We start from the raw sequence: 18941 nt of genomic DNA, 5'->3' as shown, positions 1-18941 counted from the left end.
GCGAACGTCACGCCACAGAATGAATATATTAACAATGATTAATGCAGCATTTCAATAACCTTTTGCCCGATCTGCATGCAAACTACCCAATTTAAGCAGGACGCTAAGCTTTGCAGAATCCCGGCTTCGTGATCGCTTACGTGCTGGTTATACTTTTCCGCTCCGGCAACAGCCTCTTGCCACCAACCAGGGATGAACGCATGAAACTCGAAACACTCGCTGTTCACGGCGGTTACTCGCCCGATCCGACCACCAAGGCGGTGGCGGTGCCGATCTATCAGACCACCTCCTACGCGTTTGACGATACCCAGCACGGCGCTGATTTGTTCGACCTGAAGGTCCAGGGCAACATCTACACGCGCATCATGAATCCGACGCAGGACGTGCTGGAAAAGCGCGTTGCCGCGATGGAAGGCGGGATTGCCGCGCTGGCGATGGCATCGGGCATGGCTGCTATCACCGCGTCGATCCAGACGATAGCCGAGGCGGGTGACAACATCGTTACATCGAGCACCCTGTATGGCGGCACCTACAACCTGTTTGCCCACACACTGCCTCAGTACGGCATCGACGTACGCTTTGCCGATTACCGCGATCCCGATGCCTTCGAGCGCCTGATTGACGGACGCACCAAGGCGGTGTTCTGCGAGTCCGTTGGCAATCCGCTGGGTAACGTGACGGATTTCGAGAAGCTTGCCGAAGTGGCCCATCGGCTCGGCGTACCGCTGATCGTCGACAACACGGTGCCGTCGCCCTACCTGTGCCGCCCCTTCGAGCATGGTGCCGACATCGTGGTGCACGCCCTGACCAAGTATCTTGGGGGGCATGGCAACTCGATCGGCGGCATCATTGTCGATTCCGGCAAGTTCCCGTGGGCGCAGCACAAGGAGCGTTTCAGGCGTCTGAACGAGCCGGATGTGTCGTATCACGGAGTCGTGTACACAGAAGCTCTGGGAGCTGCGGCCTATATCGCCCGCGCCCGCGTCGTGCCGTTGCGCAATATGGGCGCGGCGATTTCGCCGTTCAATGCGTTCCTGATCCTGCAAGGCATCGAGACGCTCGCGCTGCGGATGGATCGCATCTGCGAGAACGCGGTAAAGATCGCGCGCCATCTGAGCAACCACCCCAAGGTAAGCTGGGTGAATTACGCCGGACTGGAAGAGCACAAGGATTACGCGCTGGTGCAGCGCTACATGGGCGGACGTGCGTCGGGTATCCTGAATTTCGGAGTGAAAGGCGGACGTGAAGCAGGTGGCCGTTTCCAGGATGCACTGCAGCTGGTGACCCGACTCGTGAACATTGGCGACTGCAAGTCGCTCGCCTGCCATCCTGCGTCGACGACACATCGCCAGTTGTCACCGGAAGAACTCCTGCGCGCCGGTGTATCCGAGGACATGATTCGCCTGTCGGTGGGCATCGAGCACGTCGACGACCTGATTTGCGACCTCGATCAGGCGCTCGCCGCGGCCTGATCTTCGGTTCATCGGAGCTGTACCCGGCTTTTCTTGCGCACCACGGGTTCCGGGATTCCTTGCCATCCCGGAACCTGTAACTCACGTCATTCAAGCAGAAGCGGCGGCCGCGTCGATGAAGCGTGCCAGGGCAATGTCGCGCTCGCTCAGCCCTCCCGCATCGTGTGTCGACAAGATGATCTCGACGCGGTTGTACACGTTGGACCACTCGGGGTGGTGATCGAGTTTTTCGGCCATCAGCGCAACCCGCGACATGAAGCCAAACGCGGCGTTGAAGTCTTTGAAGCGAATGCTGCGGCTGATGGCGTCGCGCCCCTGTACGGGTGACCATAGCGGCAGTGTGCTGAGCGCGTCGGCGCGCTCGGTGTCGGTCAGCTTTTTCGTCATGATTCTGCTCCCGTTATGGCGGACTGCTTGACGCCGCCTGCCTGAAGAACGGAATTCAGCGCTTTGCCGTGAGCCAGGGCGACATAGGCTCGTCGCGGGTCCCTCACTTCAGCGTGAACATCGTCCGTCGTGCGGCGCCCTCCTCACCTGCGTTGTCTCCCGTTGCGGCTTCGACTTTCGGAGCCAGCAGGAAGACACGATCCGCGGGGACCTTTCCGTCTTCGAGCAGCTTGTCCTTGACCGTTTGGGCACGGCGCTGCGCGAGCTGCCTCAGAGCTTCGTCATCGACCTTGGTGTTGGCGAGCATCAACGCTTCCATCTCCGGCACGGGCAGATCCTTGAGCAGCCCGATGGCGTTGCGGGGCCGCTTGAAATCAGCATCGCGATACACGCGCTTCAGCCAGATGCCGTACTCCTCGTCACTCAGTGTGATCTCGTCAAGCGACGGAGCGTCCTCTCCCTTGCGCACCATTTCCTTGAGCTTTGCAGCCTTGATGCTGCGTTCCAGCAACACTTTGCGGATCCCGTCCGGATCGGTCAAGGGATCCGCATGACCTGTGACCTCGAGCTTGAGCGCGGGCCGGTCGCCGAGGGCGCGGGCAAGTGTTGCAAACTTCTCGCTGGAGCCCTTATCGAAGCTGCTGCGCCCGGGCGGGAACTCAAGATACGAAAGTTCTTCACCACCACCGAACATCGAGCCTAGCAGCGAGAAGGGTGAGGTCAGCGCCTTGCCGATCAGGTTGATGATGGCCTTGATGACGATGCCGGCAACGCTGAATTGCGGATCATCGAGCGAGCCGCCGACCGGCATGTTGAGATCGATCTCGCCACGGCTGTTTTTCAGCAGCGATACGGCCAGGTTTACGGGCAAGTCGAGCGCAGTCGGACTGTCGACCTTGTCGCCGAAGGTAAGCTGATCGAGGAATATCCGATTGGTCGCGGTGAGTTTGCGATCCTCGATCTTGTAGTTGAGGTCGGCGGAAAGTTTGCCCTTCTGGATACCGTAGCCGACGTACTTGCCCGAATAGGCTGAAACGGCAGTGAGCTCGAAATCCTTCACCGAGGCTGCAATGTCGAGGAACCGATCCTGCCGGAAAAGATTGAGTTGGCCGGCGACAGTGACCGGAGCGGCGTTGTCGACCTTGCCCCGCAAATCGAGCTTGGCGATCGTTGACGGATCGGATGACAGGCCAACGAGCTCGCCTTCCATACCGGTGAGGTTGGCATCGTAGTTCGGCCGGATGAAGCGGTCGCTGAAGGCGATATTGCCCTGCTTGATGGCGATTCTGCCGACCGAAATCGGCGGAGGTGGTTCGGCCGGCGGTGGTGGTAGTGTGGTTTCGGCCTTGGCTCCCGCCGCGGGCGGCGCGTTATCCGCGGTGGGGGCAGCTGCGCTCTCGCCCTGCGGACGCGGACGGATTTCGCGCAGATTCAATTGACCTTTTTCATCAAGGATCAGGCGCGTATAGAAATCGGTCAGCGCGATCTCATTGATCGATAATGCAAACGGCGCGGTACGAACGTCAATCCCGCTGATGCCGAGCTTTTTCCAGCGAAGAAAGTCCGCCGCCTGCAATTTGTCGATCGAGGCGAAATTGTCGACACCCAAGTCGCCGCGAAAGCGCCCCTTGAGACTGCCATCGCGGGCCGTTTCAAACGCCAGAGCGCCGCGCGTACTTACGTTGCCGCGCGAAATGGCGATGTTGACCTGCTCGACAACGTACGGCTGCAGGGGCAAAAGGTCGACGCTGCGCAGGTCCAGTCGCAGCTCGCCCTTGAGGGGTTCGAGTCCGACCGTACCGGTAACGCCGAGACGCCCGCGCTTGTTCACGCTTGCGCCGAGATCGAGTTTGGTCGATGCACCCTTTGCCGTGCTGAGACCTTCGGCGTTGAGCTTGATCCCCTCGGCGAGCATCACGATGGGCTTGCCCTGGGTACGATCCTCGAAACGCACCGTCCAGTTGTCCAGTGCAAGCCGGTTCAGTGCGACGACCCATGCCTTGTCGGGTGCAGCTGGCTGACTGGCGGGGGATTCGGGTGCCTGAGCGGATTTGGGTGCCTTGACCGCCGACTTGTCCGGCGCGGGGTCGCGGAGCATGCCGAGAACATCCAGTTTGCCCTTGTTATCCTTGACGAGCGCGAACGCTGCACCGCTGGATTCGAGCGCGCCAATGCTTACCGATCGATCAGCGGGACTGATCGTGATCGTACTGAGCGCAAGGCGTGGCACTTTGATCGCGGGCTGCTTCTGTTCCCGGAGCGCGAGTTCGAATTCGCGCAAGACGAGCGATTCGGCGAGCAGATCGATTTGCGGTTCGCCGCTTCCCGTCTTGAATTTGTATTGCACCGTCGCGTCGACGCGGCCGTTGCGCACTTCACCGCCGGGCAATTGCGTGCCGTAATACGGGCTGTAGCGCGAGACAAGGAAATTCTCGGCGATGATCCGCCCCTCGAGTTCGAAGGGACTGAGCCGGATGCGATCACGGTGGCTGCTCTTCTCGCCAGCATCGGTGATGAAATCGAGCGCCACGTCGGCGATTGCATCGGGCACATTACTGATGTTCCGTGCTTCCAGTTGCAGATCCTTGAGTTCGGTACGGAAAATGGCGCCGCCGGAATCCGGTCCGCTCGCCGCGCGGTCCTCCATTCGCACCGTGGCCCCGACGATTTTGGCATTGTCGAGGGTAAAGACCATCGGGGTCGTTGCCGACGCGCTTGCCGGGGCCTGCTGCGTGCCCCCACTCCCCGCAGTGGTGCCTGCGCTGGCTGGCGGAAGGATCTCCTGAAAGTTCAGACGTCCGTTTGCGAGGCGCACGATATCAACGACCGGCTGCTCGATCTCGAGCCGATCGAAATGCAACTTGGCTGCGAGCGGCTGCACATCGGCAAGCCCAAGCGACAGGCGCGGCAGGCTCAACAAGGGGTTGCCGGCGAGATCCTGCAACTTGAGTGCAGCGAGATCCACTGATCCCTTCAAACTCAGTTTCGCCCCCCCATCGCCAGTCTGGCCAAAGGACAATTCGAGATTGGTCGACAGCCGCCCCTCGGTCAGCTTGAAGGCGGGTTTGAAAGGCAAGTACGCGAGATAGGGGGTGAAGTCGAAACTGTCGAGACTGAGGTCGAGCAGTGTCTCGCGATCCTCGCTGAACGGGCGGGTACGACCGCCGATCTTCAGCGGCCGTCCATTAACCAGGGCGGATATCGAAGGCTCAACGAAGAGGCTTACCTTGACCGGCAGGTTGGACAGAAATGGCAGCCCGATGTTGAGCGCCGACAACTCGTTCTTGATCCCCGCCGGCAGATCCTCGAATACCACCGAACCGTTGACGAGCTGAATGTTGTTGAGTGAGAAAAGCGCCGGCTTGTCGTCTTCGGATTTCGGTCGGGCAGCGAGGCGCTCCACCACATCGGACCAGTTGTGTCGCGTGGCGTCGAGCCGTGTAAAGCGCACCTGCGGCATTTCGAGCCGCACTTCCTGCAAGACAGGTCCGCCACGGAAGATCGATTCGGCTTCCAGGTTCGCATACAGCGTCGAGAAGGCAAATGCGCCGGGCTGCCCATCCGCTTCGGCAATGCTGACGCCGTTGGCAGCAACGGAGAGCGTGAAAGGATTGATCTTGACCTGATCGATCGCGACCGTTCGCCCGAGTAGATCCGCCAAAGCACGTTCACCGAAGTGACGTGCCAGCGGCGGCATCACCAGAAATCCGAGGGCCGCGACAACGACCACCGTGCCCCCCAGCCACTTTGCCGTGCGTTTCAAGCGTGCGGGCGTGATGCGCGTGCTGCGACCCTTTCCTTCATCGGACATCCAAGAACTCCATGACAATACCGTGCGGATTACCGGACGCATGGCGCGTCCATGACACCAATCTAGCAGGCTGGCGCCGGGCTGTGAATTGCAGGACTGTGAATTGCTGCGAGATTGCTGCGGCATGAGGTGCCGCGTATGCTGCGCCGCTTTCAATGTGCGAGTCTGCCGTGGCCGAGTCGGGTTTCGATGTAATCGTGGTTGGAGCCGGTGCGGCGGGCATGATGTGCGCGGCGCAGGCCGGTCAGCGCGGGCGACGGGTGCTGGTCATTGACCACGCTCAGAAGCTGGGAGAAAAGATCCGGATTTCCGGCGGCGGCCGGTGCAATTTCACCAACCGGCGCGTCGGTCCGGAAAACTACCTGTCGCGGAATCCGCATTTCGCCCGTTCGGCGCTGGCGCGCTACGCCACGGCCGATTTCATCGAGCTGGTGGACCGTCATGGCATCGCCTACCACGAGCGCAATCTGGGGCAGCTGTTCTGCGACGACTCGGCACAGCAGATCATCGACATGCTGCGCGCGGAATGCGAGGACGGCCGGGTGCGCTTTGCGATGCCGCTGGGTATTGATGCGATCGCACGCACCGACGATGCCATCAACCGCTTTGCGGTACATACGGCGCGCGGGACTTTCTCCTGTCACAGCCTTGTCATCGCGACCGGCGGGCTGTCGATTCCGAAGATCGGCGCGACCCCGTTCGGTTACCGGATCGCCGAGCAGTTCGGGCTACCGATGGTGGCGCCGCGCCCCGCACTCGTGCCGCTGACCCTGCCGCCGGAAACGTTGCAGCGTTTTGCGCCGTTCGCCGGCTCTTCGCTCGAGATCGAGGCGTGGTGCAACGGCGCGCGCTTTCGAGAGGCCGCACTGATTACGCACCGGGGGCTTTCCGGTCCGGTGGTGCTGCAAGTGTCGAGTTACTGGCAGGCGCAGGCCTATGGTGGGGAAGAGTGGGCACCGGTGAGTTTCAATCTGTTGCCCGGCGTCGATGCGCATGCGTGGCTGACGCAGCATGCCGGCGACCGTGCGCTGCTGGCGAATCTGCTCGCGGAACGTCTGCCGCGACGTTTTGCCCATGCCTGGTGCGCACTGCATGGCTGGGAACGGCCGATGAACCAGTTCCGCATGCCGGAGCTGAAGGCCATCGCCGAGGCCCTGTCGGACTGGCAGATCGTGCCATCCGGGACGCAGGGCTATGCGAAGGCGGAAGTAACGCTCGGCGGTGTGGACACGCATGCGCTGTCGTCCAAGACAATGGAGGCCGCTGCCTGTAAAGGACTCTACTTTGTGGGCGAAGTGATGGATATCACCGGTCATCTGGGTGGCTACAATTTTCAGTGGGCTTGGTCTTCCGGGCATGCAGCCGGGCAATTCGTGTGACGTTGCGCTTTTCGTTCGGGCACCCCGAACTGATGCGAAATTGCTGGATGCACCAACGGTTTGATGCTAATCAAGGATCGTTACGGGGGATATCGCAGAATGGACTCACCTAACCGGAGAGCCGACCATGACCCAGATCACCGCGTTGATGACCGACGACCATCGCAGTTGCGACGAAGCCTTTGCACGCGCCGAAACGGCCGCCTCAAAAAGCAAATGGGATGAAGCCAGCGTGGCATTGGAGCAATTCATTTCCGCACTGGAATCGCATTTTGACGCTGAGGAATCCTTCCTGTTTCCGCGCTTTGAAGCCGCAACGGGAATGACCGAAGGTCCGACGAAAGTAATGCGCGGTGAACACGCCGAAATGCGCAGTGCGCTGGAGCGCATGCGTGACGCGCTGGTGCGCAAGGATCGCGACGATTACGCCGGCGAGGCAGAAACGCTGCTGATCCTGATGCAACAGCACAACATGAAAGAGGAAAACATCCTCTATCCGATGTGCGATTCGCAGTTGCCCGCCGGTGAAGTGTCTGCCGCACTGGGCGAGCGCTTGCGCGCGGGGGCACAATGAGCAGGATTGTCGACGGCCGCGGCCTTGAACCACCACAGCCCTTCGAGTTGGCGATGGATGCGCTCATGGATCTGCCCAAGGGTCAGAGCCTGACATTGTTGCTGGATCGCATGCCACACCCGCTGCTGCGTATTCTCGATCGCGACGGTTACAAGCATGAGAGCCGTATTCGCGATGACGGCGTGGTAGAAATCAGCATCCTGAATCCATGATTCCCGCCGGTCAGAGCCTCAGTTACGACTCGGCACCGGCATTTTCGACGCCGCTGCGCTTCTTCCTTACGGCGCCAGCGTTCGGAATTGCGACAGGGGCCACACTACTCGCAGTGCCGGAGCTGCTGGATTCGCGGTGGACACCAGGGGCACTGGCAGTCACCCACCTGATAGCGGTCGGTTTCATGCTATCAGTGATGCTGGGCGCACTGCTGCAGATCTTGCCGGTAGTTGCGGGGGCGGTCATTCCTCTATCCGGAGCCGTTTCCACGGTCGTGCACCTTGCCCTGACCATCGGTGCCATCTGTCTGGCTTGGGGCCTCGGCAGTGGCGCGCATGGATACCTCGTGCCCGCCACCGTGCTGCTGGGCGGTGCGCTGGCTCTGTTTCTGATCGCAGCGGCGGTCGGGCTGCGGCGGGCACCCATCGCGCAGGCTACTCCGCGCGACCTGCGACTGGCGCTGCTGGGGTTCGGGATCGCCGTGACACTCGGGATCGCTTTGGCGCTGGTCCTCGCGCGCGATGTCACGCTGCCGCTGTTGATCGTGCTCAAGCTGCATATTGGCTGGGCGCTACTTGGCGGGGCGGGTGTATTGCTGGCCGCAACGAGCTGGGTGGTGGTGCCGATGTTCCAGATCACGCCGAACTACCCGGTGGCGCTGACGCGCTTCTGGGCGATGGGTACGGGGAGCGTGCTTGTATTGTGGAGCGCTGCGGTGCTCGGCGAGCTTGTGAGTGCTGAATTCGCGCTGGCAATTGTCCTGACCGGATCATGTGTGGCTTTTGCGGTGAGCACGTTGCGACTGCAGCGCCAGTCGCGACGCTCGGTACCGGACGTGACGATGCGCGCCTTTCAACTGGGCATGGCGAGCTTCATCGCGGGACTCGCCTGCGTGCTCGTCGCGCACCAGTCGGATCAGGCGGTCTGGCCGGTGCTCGCCGGCATCCTGGTGTTGCATGGCGGTTTCGTCAGTGTCACTGTCGGCATGCTGTACAAGATCGTCCCCTTCCTCGCGTGGCTGCATTTGACGCAGGAAAAGGGAAAAGCGCCGAACATGAAGAAGTTGCAGCCGGACACGCCGGTTCGACGGCAGCTGATGGCGCATGCCGTGGCCCTTGTGATGCTGGTGCTCGCTGCGGTGGGTGGCCACGCGGTGCTCGTGCGCGCGGCGGGAGTGGTGCTGGTGATCGAATTTGGCTGGCTGCTGGCGAACCTGCTCAAAGTCATCGCGGCCTATCGCAACGCGCGCGCTGCGTCCTGAGCGGAGCGCGCGCAAGCGCATTCAGCATTTTCTTGTCTTTATCCTGGATCAAGGATTCCGTACTCGAAGGTCCGTAGAGTGTTCGAAGCATGCAGGGCAATTGCCACAGAAAAACGCCCGTGCCCATACCGATCACACCTGAGAACGGAGTCAACGATGAGTCAAGACCACAGCAAGCCGCTTGATGCACAACCCGATCCGAGCCGTCGCAAGTTTCTGAACACGGCTGCGTTCGCTGGCCTTGCCGGCGCCGGGCTATCGGTCGGCCTGTCGGCCTGCAAACAGGAAGAGGCTGCGGCACCTGCAGCGGCACCTGCCCCGGCACCCGCTGCACCGGCAGCGCAGGCGGTGTCGAACGGCACGCACCTGAAGCCGGGCGAGCTGGACACTTATTACGGATTGTGGAGTGGTGGCCATACCGGCGACTTCCGCGTACTGGGCCTGCCGTCCGGGCGCGAAATTCATCGTGTGCCGTGCTTCGTGCCGGATGCGCTGACCGGCTGGGGCATCACCAACGAATCGAAGAAAATCATGGGCACCAAGCCCGACGGCAGCCTGCGCTACACGGTGGGTGACAGTCATCATACTCATGCGTCTTACAAGGACGGCAACTACGACGGCCGTTACGCATGGATCAACGACAAGATCAACAGCCGCATTGCGCGCATCCGGCTGGATTACCTAATCTGCGACAAGATTACCGAACTGCCGAACGTGCAGGGCTTTCACGGTATTTTCCCGGACAAGCGCGACCCGGTCGATCCGGCGATCAACTACACCACGCGCGTGTTCTGCGGCTCCGAGTTCCAGATTCCGCTGCCGAACGCTGGCAAGGACATCGATGATCCGTCGAAGTACCGCTCGATGTTCACCTGCGTCGATGCCGAGACCATGGATGTCCGCTGGCAGGTGCTGATCGACGGCAACTGCGACCTCGCGGCAAGCTCCTTCGACGGCAAGTTGGCGGCAACCAACCAGTACAACACCGAGAGCGGCGTTACTTATCCCGACATGATGTCGGCCGAGCGCGACGCGTGCCTGTTCTTCAATATCGCACGCATCGAACAGGCGGTGAAGGACGGCAAGTTCAAGACCTACGGCGACTCGAAGGTGCCGGTGGTCGATGGCACCCGCGAAGCCAACAAGGATCCGAAGACGGCGTTGATCGCAGTGGTGAGCGTGCCGAAGAACCCGCACGGCGTAAATGCGAGCCCGGACGGGAAGTACTTCATTTGTTCCGGCAAGCTGTCGCCCACCGCCACCGTGATCGACCTGTCGAAAGTGCTCGAATGGTTCGAGGGCAATCTCGAGAGCCCTGACAAGGCGATCGTCGCCGAAGTTGAAATCGGCCTCGGCCCGCTGCACACCGCGTTCGACGGCCGTGGCAACGCCTACACGACACTGTTCCTTGACAGCCAGGTCGTCAAATGGAACGTCGAGAAGGCGATCAAGTTCCAGGCCGGCGACAACACCGCGCAGTACGTGGTCGACCGCCTCGACGTGCAGTACCAGCCGGGCCACATCAACGCGTCGCAATCCGAAACCATGGCTGCCGACGGCAAGTGGCTGGCAGTCGGGTGCAAGTTCTCGAAGGACCGCTATCTGCCGGTCGGCCCGTTGCATCCGGAAAACGAGCAGCTGGTCGATATTTCGGGCGACAAGATGGTGCTGATAGCCGACCACCCGGTCCGCCCGGAACCGCACGACTTCATCATCTTCAAGCGCGAGCTGCTTAATCCGAAGCCGATTTACACGCTCGAGGACTTCCCCCTGGCAGTGAAGGACCCGAAGGATTCCGGGGTATTCCGCGACGGCAAGAAGGTCACGGTGAAGCTGAGTTCGCAGGCACCGGCGTTCAGCCTGCCCGAATTCAGACTGAAGGTGGGCGACGAAGTCACGCTGATCCTGACGAACCTGGACAAGGTTGAGGATCTGACGCACGGCTTTGCGATTCCGAAGTACAACGTCAACTTCATCGTGAATCCGCAGGAGACCGCGTCGGTGAGCTTCAAGGCCGACAAGCCCGGCGTGTTCTGGTGCTACTGCACGCACTTCTGCCACGCGCTGCATCTGGAAATGCGCAGCCGCATGATCGTCGAGGCCTGATCCGCCTCCAACCGAACTGCGTCGGCGGCGCACAGACGCCGGCGTAGTGCATGACCCCTGCAAAGGGTTTCGATGGGTGATCATTTCGAGGGGCCACGTGCCCCTCATTTTTTCGTCTGCGCGTCTTCGGCGGCTACCGGATTTTCGTCAATTGATCGGAAACAATTACATCGGAGGGCACAATTCCTAGACTGTTGCTGGTCCTGCCCAACGGTACGTCTCATGAAATTCCTGGCTGCATTCCGTAATACCCTGCTATCCCTCGTCCTGTTGGCGACAGCCCCCCTTGCGCTTGGCGATGCGTATGAAGCCAAACTGCCGGACGAGATCAATACCGCGCCCGAATTGTGCAAGTACGTATCCTGCGGGGACGTCTTGCCCGGTGCGACCGTGTTTTCCGAACGCAAGGGGCAGCCACGTTATGTCGAGGGCTATGCCGAGGAGAATGGCCAGCGGAAGCTCATCGGCTACGTGATGCTGTCGACGGACATCACCGACACTCCCGCATATTCCGGCAAGCCGGTAATCACGCTCATAGGCATGGACACCGGGGGGCGCTTTGTCGGCGTGAAAATTCTCAAGCACTCCGAACCGATCCTGCTCCTGGGCATCCCCGAATCCGCACTGATCCGCTTCAACCAGCAATACATTGGCCAGTTCGTCGGCAATAACATCGAAATCGGGCAGTCACGGCCCGAAGAAAGCATCATTGGGCTGGATGCGATCTCCGGCGCGACCGTCACGGTGATTGCGCAGAATCAGGTCATGATGACGTCCGGCACGGCGGTGGCACGGCAGGTCGGCATCCTCAAGCCGACGATCCGCGAACAGGCGAAGTTCGTCGAGACCGGCACCAAACCCGACTGGGCGACGCTGGTGAAGGATGGCAGCGTCAAACGCCTGGTGGTTAAACCCGAGCAGGTTGGTCTGCCGCGCGGCGACACGCTTTTTATCGATCTGTGGTTTGGTTACCTAAACCAGCCCGATGTCGGGCGTGCGATTCTCGGCGACGCGGCGTACCGCAACCTGATGTCGCGATTGCACGAGGGCGAACATGCGCTGTTCGTGATTCGCTCCGGCGGCGTTGAGTCCTTCAAGGGCTCCGGTTTCGTGCGTGGCGGCATTTATGATCGCGTGCAGGTGCGTCAGGGGGGCGACTCCTTTACCTTCCGCGACCTCGACTCAAGCAATCTTTATGGTATCGAAGCGGCCGGTGCCCCCGCATTCAACGAGTCGGCGATCTTTATCGTGCGTTCGAAGGCCTTTTCCGCGGCCTATCCATGGAAGTTTGTGTTCCTCGGCAACCGCGTCGATCGCGCGACCGGCGCGCGCAGCTTCACCAACTTCGACACCGAATACTGGTTGTCGGCGGCCTATCTGCAAGGCGGCCGTCCGAAAGTCGTGAAGCCCGACGCGCCGTGGGTCAAGGTCTGGAAGGCGCGTGCTGTCGAAATCGGATTGTTCGCCGCATTGTTGGTCGCGGTCGCCGTGGTCTATGCATTCCGCGACGCCCTCACCCGCCGCGCGACGCGCAAGAACAAGTGGCCGGTCAATGCGTTCAAGTACAGCGCCTGGGTCGTCAGCATCGGCTTCGTCGGATTCGGTCTGATGGCACAGCCGTCGATCACCCAGGTGCTCACCTGGTTCCACGCCATGCTGTTCCATTGGACCTGGGAGCTGTTCCTGACCGATCCGTTCATCTTCCTGTTCTGGATCTTCATCATCGTCACGACCTTCGTGTGGGGGCGCGGCCTGTTCTGTGGCTGGCTGTGTCCGTTCGGCTCGCTCTCCGAACTGCTGTACAAGGTCGGCGCTGCGGTCGGCTTGAAGCGCTTCCAGTTCCAGTTGCCGCGCAAGTGGCACGACCGCCTGAAGTGGGTCAAGTACGGCGTGTTCTTCGGCTTGCTCGCAGTGTCGTTTTTCTCGATGGGGCTGGCTGAGAAGTTGGCCGAGGTCGAACCGTTCAAGACCACCTTCCTCGTCGGCCTGTTCAACCGTAGCTGGCCCTACACCCTGTTTGCCGCCGGGCTGCTGGGGCTGTCCATTTTCACCGAGCGTCCGTTTTGCAAGTATCTGTGCCCACTCGGCGCGTCGCTGGCGATGCCTTCGACCTTCCGCTGGTTCGGCCTGAAACGCAAACAGGAATGCAACTCGTGCAAGGCGTGCGCCGTCGTCTGCGGCTCGCAGGCAATCGATGAAAACGGTCGTATCGACCACCGCGAGTGCCTCCACTGTCTGGACTGCATGGTTCTCTACGCCGACTCGCACGCCTGCCCGCCGCTGTCGCAGGAGCGCAAGCGCCGCACCAAAGCGGGACTGCCGCTGACGCCGATCGGCGCGAACGGTTACTTCATTCCGATCAAGCCCGTTCCGGCACGCGCCGAAGCGCTTGCGCCGAAAAACTGAGTGCCGGAGAAAACTGTCATGGTCAATCCGATGATGCCGACCGACCCCGCGGCGCCGCCTTATGCCTCCACCCAGAGCGTGGCGCGGCTGATTGCAGCAGAAATACGGGATCACCTGTGGCCGTGGAGCCGCAGCGGTTTTCAGCGTCAACGTGCGGTTCAGGCCGCCGGGCTGGCGCTCGCGCTGGCGGCCAGTGTGGCGTGGGTGCTGGCCGCCCTCGGGCAGCTTCAGGCTGGCGCCGTCATCGGCTGGTGGTTCGGCTGGAGCGTGTTCGAGGTCGTCGTGCGGCTAGGCTCGAAGCCGTACGTCAAGGACGGCCCATGGTGGGGGCGTCGCTACCGCGTCGCGAACACGATGGACATGGTCTGCTACGTCGGCTTCAAGAACCTGCTTATCGGTGCGACGCTGTTCATAGGGCTGAAATCGCTGGGGTTTTTGGTGATCTAGGTCAACACGATGCGCAGCACGATCGCACTTCTGGCAAAAGCGCTTCGAAGCGGATGCGCGCTCGCCCCGCTGTTGTGCGCCGGTCCGCTGTGGGCGGCAACCTTGGCAGTGGCGCCGGGCGAATCGATCCAGGCGGCCATCGAAGTCGCGGCGCCGGGGGACGTCATCGAGGTTGCACGCGGACGTTACGTTGAAAATCTGCGCATCACAAAACCGCTGACCCTACGCGGAATGGAGCGCCCGACCATCAGTGGCAACCTCTCGGGCGACACCATCCGGGTCACTGCCACCGATGTGGTGATCGAGGGGCTGATCGTCAGGGACTCCGGCGACAGCCTGCTGAAGCAAAACGCCGGCATCTACCTGTGGCCGGGCGCGCACCGGGCGGTGGTGCGCAATTGCGATCTCACCTACAACCTGTTCGGCCTGTGGATCGAGAAAGCCAACGACGTGCGCATCGAGCACAACGTGATCACCGGAAAGCGCGATTACCGCTCCTCGCAGCGCGGCAACGGCATCCAGCTATACAACACGACAGGTGCGCAGATCATCGGCAACAACATCGGCTTCGTACGCGACGCTATATACGTCGACGTTTCCCACCGCGCCGTGTTCCGCAGCAATCGTCTGCACCACAGCCGCTATGGCACGCACTACATGAATTCCTACCACAACCTGTGGGAGGACAACGACGTCTACATGAACCGCGGCGGCCTGGCGCTGATGGAAGTGCGCGACCAGCTGGTGCGCAACAACCGTGCGTGGGCCAATTCCGATCACGGCATCATGCTGCGCACGATCCAGGACTCGGTGGTCGAGAACAACATCGTCGCCGGCAACGCCCGCGGTCTCTTCATCTACGACGCCGAATACAACACCCTGCGCGGCAACCTGGTGGTTGATAACGTCGTCGGCACGCATTTGTGGGCGGGCTCGAAGAACAACATCGTCGAGGGCAACGATTTCATCAGCAACCGCGAGCAGGTCCGCTACGTCGGTGCGCGCGACGAGTTGTGGGGAATCAAGGACGGCAACCACTGGAGCAACTATCTTGGCTGGGACCGCAATGGCGACGGTCACGGCGATGTGCCGTACGAGGCCAACGACTTGGTGGACCGGTTGTCCTGGCAGCACCCGATGATGAAGCTGCTGCTCGCCAGCCCCGCAGTGCAGACGCTGCGACTGGTGGGGCAACAATTCCCCTTGCTGCGGGCGCCCAGCGTGGTTGACCCCAAACCGCGCATGCGGCCCGCAAACGACAACTGGAGAGACTGGCGTGGCAGGTACTATCCCGGCTCCCGCTGAATCCGCAGCATCGGTGATCGCCATCCGCGGCGCGACGCGGCATTACGGTACGGTGCGCGCCGTCGACGGCGTGGACCTCGACGTCGCGCGCGGCGAGGTTTTCGGCCTGATCGGACACAACGGCGCGGGCAAGAGCACGCTGTTCAAGATGATGCTCGGACTCATTCCGGTGACCGCCGGGGACATCCGTATCGACGGTGCGCCGGTGGCGGGCAGCGGCTTTCGTGCGGTGCGTCGCAAGATCGGCTACCTGCCGGAAAACGTCGTGCTCTACGACAACCTCACCGGGCTCGAAACCCTGCAGTTCTTCGCCCGCCTGAAAGGTGCGCCCGCGCAGGAATGCATCCCCGCGATGGAGCGCGTCGGGCTGACGCAGGCCGCGAAACGCCGTGTCCGCGAGTACTCGAAGGGCATGCGTCAGCGGCTCGGTTTCGCTCAGGCACTGCTCGGAAAACCGCAGATTTTGTTCCTCGACGAGCCGACGACCGGTCTGGATCCGGAAGCGATCCGCGAGTTCTACGTCATCCTGCGCGGCCTCAAGGCCGAGGGCGTGACGATGATCCTGACCTCGCACATCCTCGCCGAAATCCAGGAACGGGTGGATCGGCTCGCGATCATGGCAGCCGGCAAGTTACAGGCGGTGGGCACGGTGCAGGCTCTGCGCGAACAGATGGATCTGCCGCTGTGGTTCCACGTGCGGCTTGCGCCCGAGGATTTCGAGCAGGTACGCACCGTCCTGGGCAACCTGCCCGTCACCGCCGTCGAAGCGCGTGAGGACCACGTCGCGGTGCAATGCCGACGTGAATCGAAAATGCTCGTTATGCAAGCACTGGCCTCGCTTGGCGCCAAGGTGCTCGACCTGCATGTGCACGAACCCTCGCTCGAAGACGTGTTCTTCGGCTTTTCGGATTAAGGCGCAACGCGCATGGAACTGAGACAGATCGGCACCCTCGCCGGCAAGGAATTCTGGGACCGTATCCGCAACCGCTGGGTGCTCGCGGTCGCGCTCGTGTTCACGGTGTTTGCGCTGGTGATCGCCTATTTTGGCGGCGCGCAGCAGGGCGCGGTCGGTTTCCGCTCGATCGAGTTCACGATTGCAAGCCTCGTCAGTCTCGTCATCTACCTGATCCCGCTGATTGCGCTGGTACTCGGGTTTGATTCGATCGTCGGCGAACGCGAACGCGGCTCGCTCGACCTGCTACTGTCGATGCCGATCACCCGCTTCGAATTGCTGCTCGGCAAGTACCTCGGGCTCGCCGCCGCCCTCACCTTTTCCACCGTCGCCGGATTCGGGCTGGTCGCCGTCGTGCTGTCCGCGCAGCTCAATCTCACCGCCCTGTTCCACTATTTCGGATTCATGGCGAGTTCGGTGCTACTGGGGCTGGCTTTCCTCAGTCTTGCGGTGATGGTGTCGGTGTTCGCCAGCGACCGCACGCGTGCTTCAGGTCTGGCCATCGCGCTGTGGTTCTTCTTCGTTCTGGTCTTCGACTTGCTGCTGCTCGGCGCACTGGTCGTCACTGGCGGCAAATACGGGGGAGAGATTTTCCCCTATCTGCTGCTGCTCAATCCGGCCGACGTGTTCCGTATCCTCAACATCTTCGCCCTCGATGACGTCCGCACACTGTACGGACTCGCCACCGTTTTCCCACGCGCACTCGCCGAGCCCTGGTTGCTCGGGCTGGTGATGTTTGCATGGATCGCAGCGCCGCTCGGCGTTGCCGCCTGGAGATTCCGTCGATGAACGCCTTCCCGCCCCGCCTCAGACGGGCCTTTCCCTACCACCCGGTACTCGCCGCCTGCGTCGCCACGGCGCTGCTTACGGCCTGTTCCCCGTCTTCCGGTCCGGGCGCCGAACTGGTCGCCGTCGACATCGACCAAAGCACCGCCTGCTCGCTCGATGGCATGCTGCTCGCCGACTACCCCGGACCGAAGGCTCAAATTCATTACGCCGACCGTCCGGAACCGGAATTCTTCTGCGACACCATGGAAATGTTCGGCATCTATCTCAAACCCGAGCAGGTTCGCCCGGTGAAGGCACTGTTCGTGCAGGACATGGGCAAGGCGGACTGGGAGCAGCCGCGAGGCGCGTGGATCGATGCCAAGGGCGCCTGGTACGTGGTGGGCAGCTCGCGCCATGGCTCGATGGGGCCGACCGTTGCCTCTTTTGCGCAGGAAGCCGACGCGCAGAAATTCGCCGGCGCACATGGCGGCAAAGTATTGCACTTCGATGCCATCACGCCCGACATGGCGGTGCTCGATGGCGGCGCCCTTCACGACAGCAAGATGTGAGCAATCATGGCCAACTTCTTCGACAACATCGAGCTTACCGACGCCCAGCAACTCGAGCAGCTTTCGCGGCTGATCTTCGAACTGCGCGAAAACCGCAACGATATCCTGAAGTCCTACGGCGTCACCGATGAGATCGAACTGCTGGAACAGATCTACTCGACGAAGGTTCCCGAACACCCGTCCTACGAGCACTATCTCAGCGCGCGCATCCTCTGCGATACGCGCGAAACGGTGCGGGTCATGATGGGTGAATGTCTCAACGAGGTCAGACGCACATGAGCCTGCATATCGAACTAGCCAATGCCATCGAGGGGGCATTCGCCGACCGTCTGCAATCGCCGATCGAGCACAAGCAGGACGCCCTGATCGTGAGCCTCGACAACGGTGTCGCGCTGACCGTGCGCTACGCTGCGACCGACGCCTATTCGCTTCGCTGGGTTTGCGGGGGTGTCGAGCTGGGCATCGATACCGCCCCCCTGCACCGCCAATTGGCGACCTTTCCGAATCACCTGCATGACGTCAGCGGGCAGGCGCGGGTCGATCCCCTCACCCGTCCCGAAGATACGCCTGCGAACAACGTTGCCCGCCTCATCAACGCGCTTCTCGCCGATCCGATGCTGGGTTTGCCCGGGTAGGCGAACGGGCCGTCAGAAACAAAAAGGGAGACGCAATATCTCCCTTTCGATCCACATGGGTCGGCGCATTGGCGCCAACCCGCCGGCACAATCTCCCTATTCCGACTTCGAAACCATGAAGTCGACCGCCGCCTTCACTTCCTCGTCCTTCAACGCAGGACTCCCCCCGCGTGGCGGCATCATGCCCTTCTGTCCGGTAAAACCTTCGAGGGCGTGCTTGTACAGCAAGTCCTTGCCTTGCGCGATGCGCGGCGCCCAATCTGCCTTATCGCCCGGCTTCGGCGCCCCGCCAACACCCGCGGCGTGGCACAGCGCGCAAACCTTGTTGTAGATGCTGTTTCCCGCCGCATTGGCTGCGGCGACCGGTGCCGGCGGCGTCGCCGCGGGTGTTTGCGCCGCGGGCGCCACTGGTGCCGGAGCGGGTGCGGCCGGTGCCGGAGTGGTTGCCGGCGCAGTCGGAGCCGTGCTTTCTTTCTGGCCGCAGGCCGACAACAGAACAGCCAGCGAGGCCGCGATCATCACGGATGTCTTCATCATTGGGGGTCTCCTGTTATGCCCGGGAGAGTGTGGCTTCCCGGATTCGAGGGGCAGATCCTATCGGCAGGTGTCGCTGCGATCTTTGACCCAGCTCAATGCAAAAATATTTGCGCACATAC

Annotated in this window: 17 protein-coding genes; 14 read left to right on the top strand and 3 right to left on the bottom strand. The window is 61.7% G+C overall.

What is annotated here, in order from left to right:
* Window positions 1-200 precede the first annotated feature (200 nt).
* Complete coding sequence (locus GPA25_RS09840; RefSeq protein ID WP_169260201.1) at window positions 201-1472, top strand: O-acetylhomoserine aminocarboxypropyltransferase/cysteine synthase family protein; 1272 nt, start codon at window positions 201-203, stop codon at window positions 1470-1472.
* A gap of 90 nt (window positions 1473-1562) precedes the next feature.
* Here GPA25_RS09840 and GPA25_RS09835 read toward each other — a convergent pair whose 3' ends face one another.
* A complete protein-coding gene (locus GPA25_RS09835; protein ID WP_169260200.1) occupies window positions 1563-1859 on the bottom strand; it encodes a 4a-hydroxytetrahydrobiopterin dehydratase in 297 nt (98 codons plus the stop codon).
* Between the two features lie 103 nt (window positions 1860-1962).
* Window positions 1963-5670: a DUF748 domain-containing protein gene (locus tag GPA25_RS09830; RefSeq protein ID WP_169260199.1), complete on the bottom strand. Its 3708-nt coding sequence runs from the start codon at window positions 5668-5670 to the stop codon at window positions 1963-1965.
* A gap of 155 nt (window positions 5671-5825) precedes the next feature.
* Between GPA25_RS09830 and GPA25_RS09825 the strand changes: the two genes are divergently transcribed.
* The 13 genes from GPA25_RS09825 (at window position 5826) to GPA25_RS09765 (ending at window position 18285) form a co-directional block, all read left to right on the top strand.
* The gene (locus tag GPA25_RS09825) at window positions 5826-7049 is read left to right on the top strand and encodes a BaiN/RdsA family NAD(P)/FAD-dependent oxidoreductase (RefSeq protein ID WP_169260198.1); all 1224 of its coding nucleotides are present in this window, start codon (window positions 5826-5828) and stop codon (window positions 7047-7049) included.
* Between the two features lie 127 nt (window positions 7050-7176).
* Entirely contained in the window at window positions 7177-7623 is a 447-nt protein-coding gene (locus GPA25_RS09820; RefSeq protein ID WP_169260197.1) for a hemerythrin domain-containing protein, read from the top strand.
* The gene (locus GPA25_RS09815; protein WP_169260196.1) at window positions 7620-7835 is read left to right on the top strand and encodes a DUF2249 domain-containing protein; all 216 of its coding nucleotides are present in this window, start codon (window positions 7620-7622) and stop codon (window positions 7833-7835) included. Before GPA25_RS09820 ends, GPA25_RS09815 begins: the two co-directional genes overlap by 4 nt.
* Window positions 7832-9097 carry a hypothetical protein gene (locus tag GPA25_RS09810; protein WP_169260195.1) on the top strand — a complete coding sequence of 422 codons (1266 nt, stop codon included), beginning with the start codon at window positions 7832-7834 and terminating at the stop codon, window positions 9095-9097. Before GPA25_RS09815 ends, GPA25_RS09810 begins: the two co-directional genes overlap by 4 nt.
* Before the next feature lie 156 nt (window positions 9098-9253).
* Entirely contained in the window at window positions 9254-11203 is a 1950-nt protein-coding gene (nosZ, locus tag GPA25_RS09805; RefSeq protein ID WP_169260194.1) for a TAT-dependent nitrous-oxide reductase, read from the top strand.
* Window positions 11204-11425: 222 nt separating this feature from the next.
* Window positions 11426-13609: a 4Fe-4S binding protein gene (locus GPA25_RS09800; RefSeq protein ID WP_169260193.1), complete on the top strand. Its 2184-nt coding sequence runs from the start codon at window positions 11426-11428 to the stop codon at window positions 13607-13609.
* 18 nt (window positions 13610-13627) lie between these two features.
* Window positions 13628-14056, top strand: coding sequence for a transcription regulator (locus tag GPA25_RS09795; RefSeq protein ID WP_169260192.1), 429 nt, complete (start codon window positions 13628-13630; stop codon window positions 14054-14056).
* 9 nt (window positions 14057-14065) lie between these two features.
* Window positions 14066-15361, top strand: a complete 1296-nt coding sequence (locus GPA25_RS09790) for a nitrous oxide reductase family maturation protein NosD (protein WP_169260191.1) — start codon at window positions 14066-14068, stop codon at window positions 15359-15361.
* Window positions 15333-16274: an ATP-binding cassette domain-containing protein gene (locus tag GPA25_RS09785; RefSeq protein ID WP_169260190.1), complete on the top strand. Its 942-nt coding sequence runs from the start codon at window positions 15333-15335 to the stop codon at window positions 16272-16274. The genes GPA25_RS09790 and GPA25_RS09785 overlap by 29 nt, the downstream gene beginning before the upstream one ends.
* Window positions 16275-16286: 12 nt before the next feature.
* Window positions 16287-17102 carry an ABC transporter permease gene (locus GPA25_RS09780; RefSeq protein ID WP_169260189.1) on the top strand — a complete coding sequence of 272 codons (816 nt, stop codon included), beginning with the start codon at window positions 16287-16289 and terminating at the stop codon, window positions 17100-17102.
* Window positions 17099-17650, top strand: coding sequence for a nitrous oxide reductase accessory protein NosL (locus tag GPA25_RS09775; RefSeq protein ID WP_169260188.1), 552 nt, complete (start codon window positions 17099-17101; stop codon window positions 17648-17650). The genes GPA25_RS09780 and GPA25_RS09775 overlap by 4 nt, the downstream gene beginning before the upstream one ends.
* A gap of 6 nt (window positions 17651-17656) precedes the next feature.
* A complete protein-coding gene (locus GPA25_RS09770; RefSeq protein ID WP_169260187.1) occupies window positions 17657-17929 on the top strand; it encodes a hypothetical protein in 273 nt (90 codons plus the stop codon).
* On the top strand, window positions 17926-18285 hold the full coding sequence (locus tag GPA25_RS09765; protein ID WP_169260186.1) for a hypothetical protein: 360 nt from the start codon (window positions 17926-17928) through the stop codon (window positions 18283-18285). Before GPA25_RS09770 ends, GPA25_RS09765 begins: the two co-directional genes overlap by 4 nt.
* A gap of 96 nt (window positions 18286-18381) precedes the next feature.
* Here GPA25_RS09765 and GPA25_RS09760 read toward each other — a convergent pair whose 3' ends face one another.
* The gene (locus tag GPA25_RS09760; RefSeq protein ID WP_169260185.1) at window positions 18382-18822 is read right to left on the bottom strand and encodes a c-type cytochrome; all 441 of its coding nucleotides are present in this window, start codon (window positions 18820-18822) and stop codon (window positions 18382-18384) included.
* Window positions 18823-18941 lie beyond the last annotated feature (119 nt).

This window comes from Aromatoleum diolicum, assembly GCF_012910955.1.
Classification (GTDB): domain Bacteria; phylum Pseudomonadota; class Gammaproteobacteria; order Burkholderiales; family Rhodocyclaceae; genus Aromatoleum; species Aromatoleum diolicum.
Note: the sequence above shows the minus strand (reverse complement) of the source record. Positions and strands in the feature narration are given on the sequence as shown.

Coding starts and splice junctions, on each gene's coding strand:
- GPA25_RS09840 (WP_169260201.1), top strand. CDS start 201: ATGAAACTCGAAACACTCGCTGTTCACGGCGGTTACTCGCCCGATCCG.
- GPA25_RS09835 (WP_169260200.1), bottom strand. CDS start 1,859: ATGACGAAAAAGCTGACCGACACCGAGCGCGCCGACGCGCTCAGCACA.
- GPA25_RS09830 (WP_169260199.1), bottom strand. CDS start 5,670: ATGTCCGATGAAGGAAAGGGTCGCAGCACGCGCATCACGCCCGCACGC.
- GPA25_RS09825 (WP_169260198.1), top strand. CDS start 5,826: ATGTGCGAGTCTGCCGTGGCCGAGTCGGGTTTCGATGTAATCGTGGTT.
- GPA25_RS09820 (WP_169260197.1), top strand. CDS start 7,177: ATGACCCAGATCACCGCGTTGATGACCGACGACCATCGCAGTTGCGAC.
- GPA25_RS09815 (WP_169260196.1), top strand. CDS start 7,620: ATGAGCAGGATTGTCGACGGCCGCGGCCTTGAACCACCACAGCCCTTC.
- GPA25_RS09810 (WP_169260195.1), top strand. CDS start 7,832: ATGATTCCCGCCGGTCAGAGCCTCAGTTACGACTCGGCACCGGCATTT.
- nosZ (WP_169260194.1), top strand. CDS start 9,254: ATGAGTCAAGACCACAGCAAGCCGCTTGATGCACAACCCGATCCGAGC.
- GPA25_RS09800 (WP_169260193.1), top strand. CDS start 11,426: ATGAAATTCCTGGCTGCATTCCGTAATACCCTGCTATCCCTCGTCCTG.
- GPA25_RS09795 (WP_169260192.1), top strand. CDS start 13,628: ATGGTCAATCCGATGATGCCGACCGACCCCGCGGCGCCGCCTTATGCC.
- GPA25_RS09790 (WP_169260191.1), top strand. CDS start 14,066: ATGCGCAGCACGATCGCACTTCTGGCAAAAGCGCTTCGAAGCGGATGC.
- GPA25_RS09780 (WP_169260189.1), top strand. CDS start 16,287: ATGGAACTGAGACAGATCGGCACCCTCGCCGGCAAGGAATTCTGGGAC.
- GPA25_RS09775 (WP_169260188.1), top strand. CDS start 17,099: ATGAACGCCTTCCCGCCCCGCCTCAGACGGGCCTTTCCCTACCACCCG.
- GPA25_RS09770 (WP_169260187.1), top strand. CDS start 17,657: ATGGCCAACTTCTTCGACAACATCGAGCTTACCGACGCCCAGCAACTC.
- GPA25_RS09765 (WP_169260186.1), top strand. CDS start 17,926: ATGAGCCTGCATATCGAACTAGCCAATGCCATCGAGGGGGCATTCGCC.
- GPA25_RS09760 (WP_169260185.1), bottom strand. CDS start 18,822: ATGATGAAGACATCCGTGATGATCGCGGCCTCGCTGGCTGTTCTGTTG.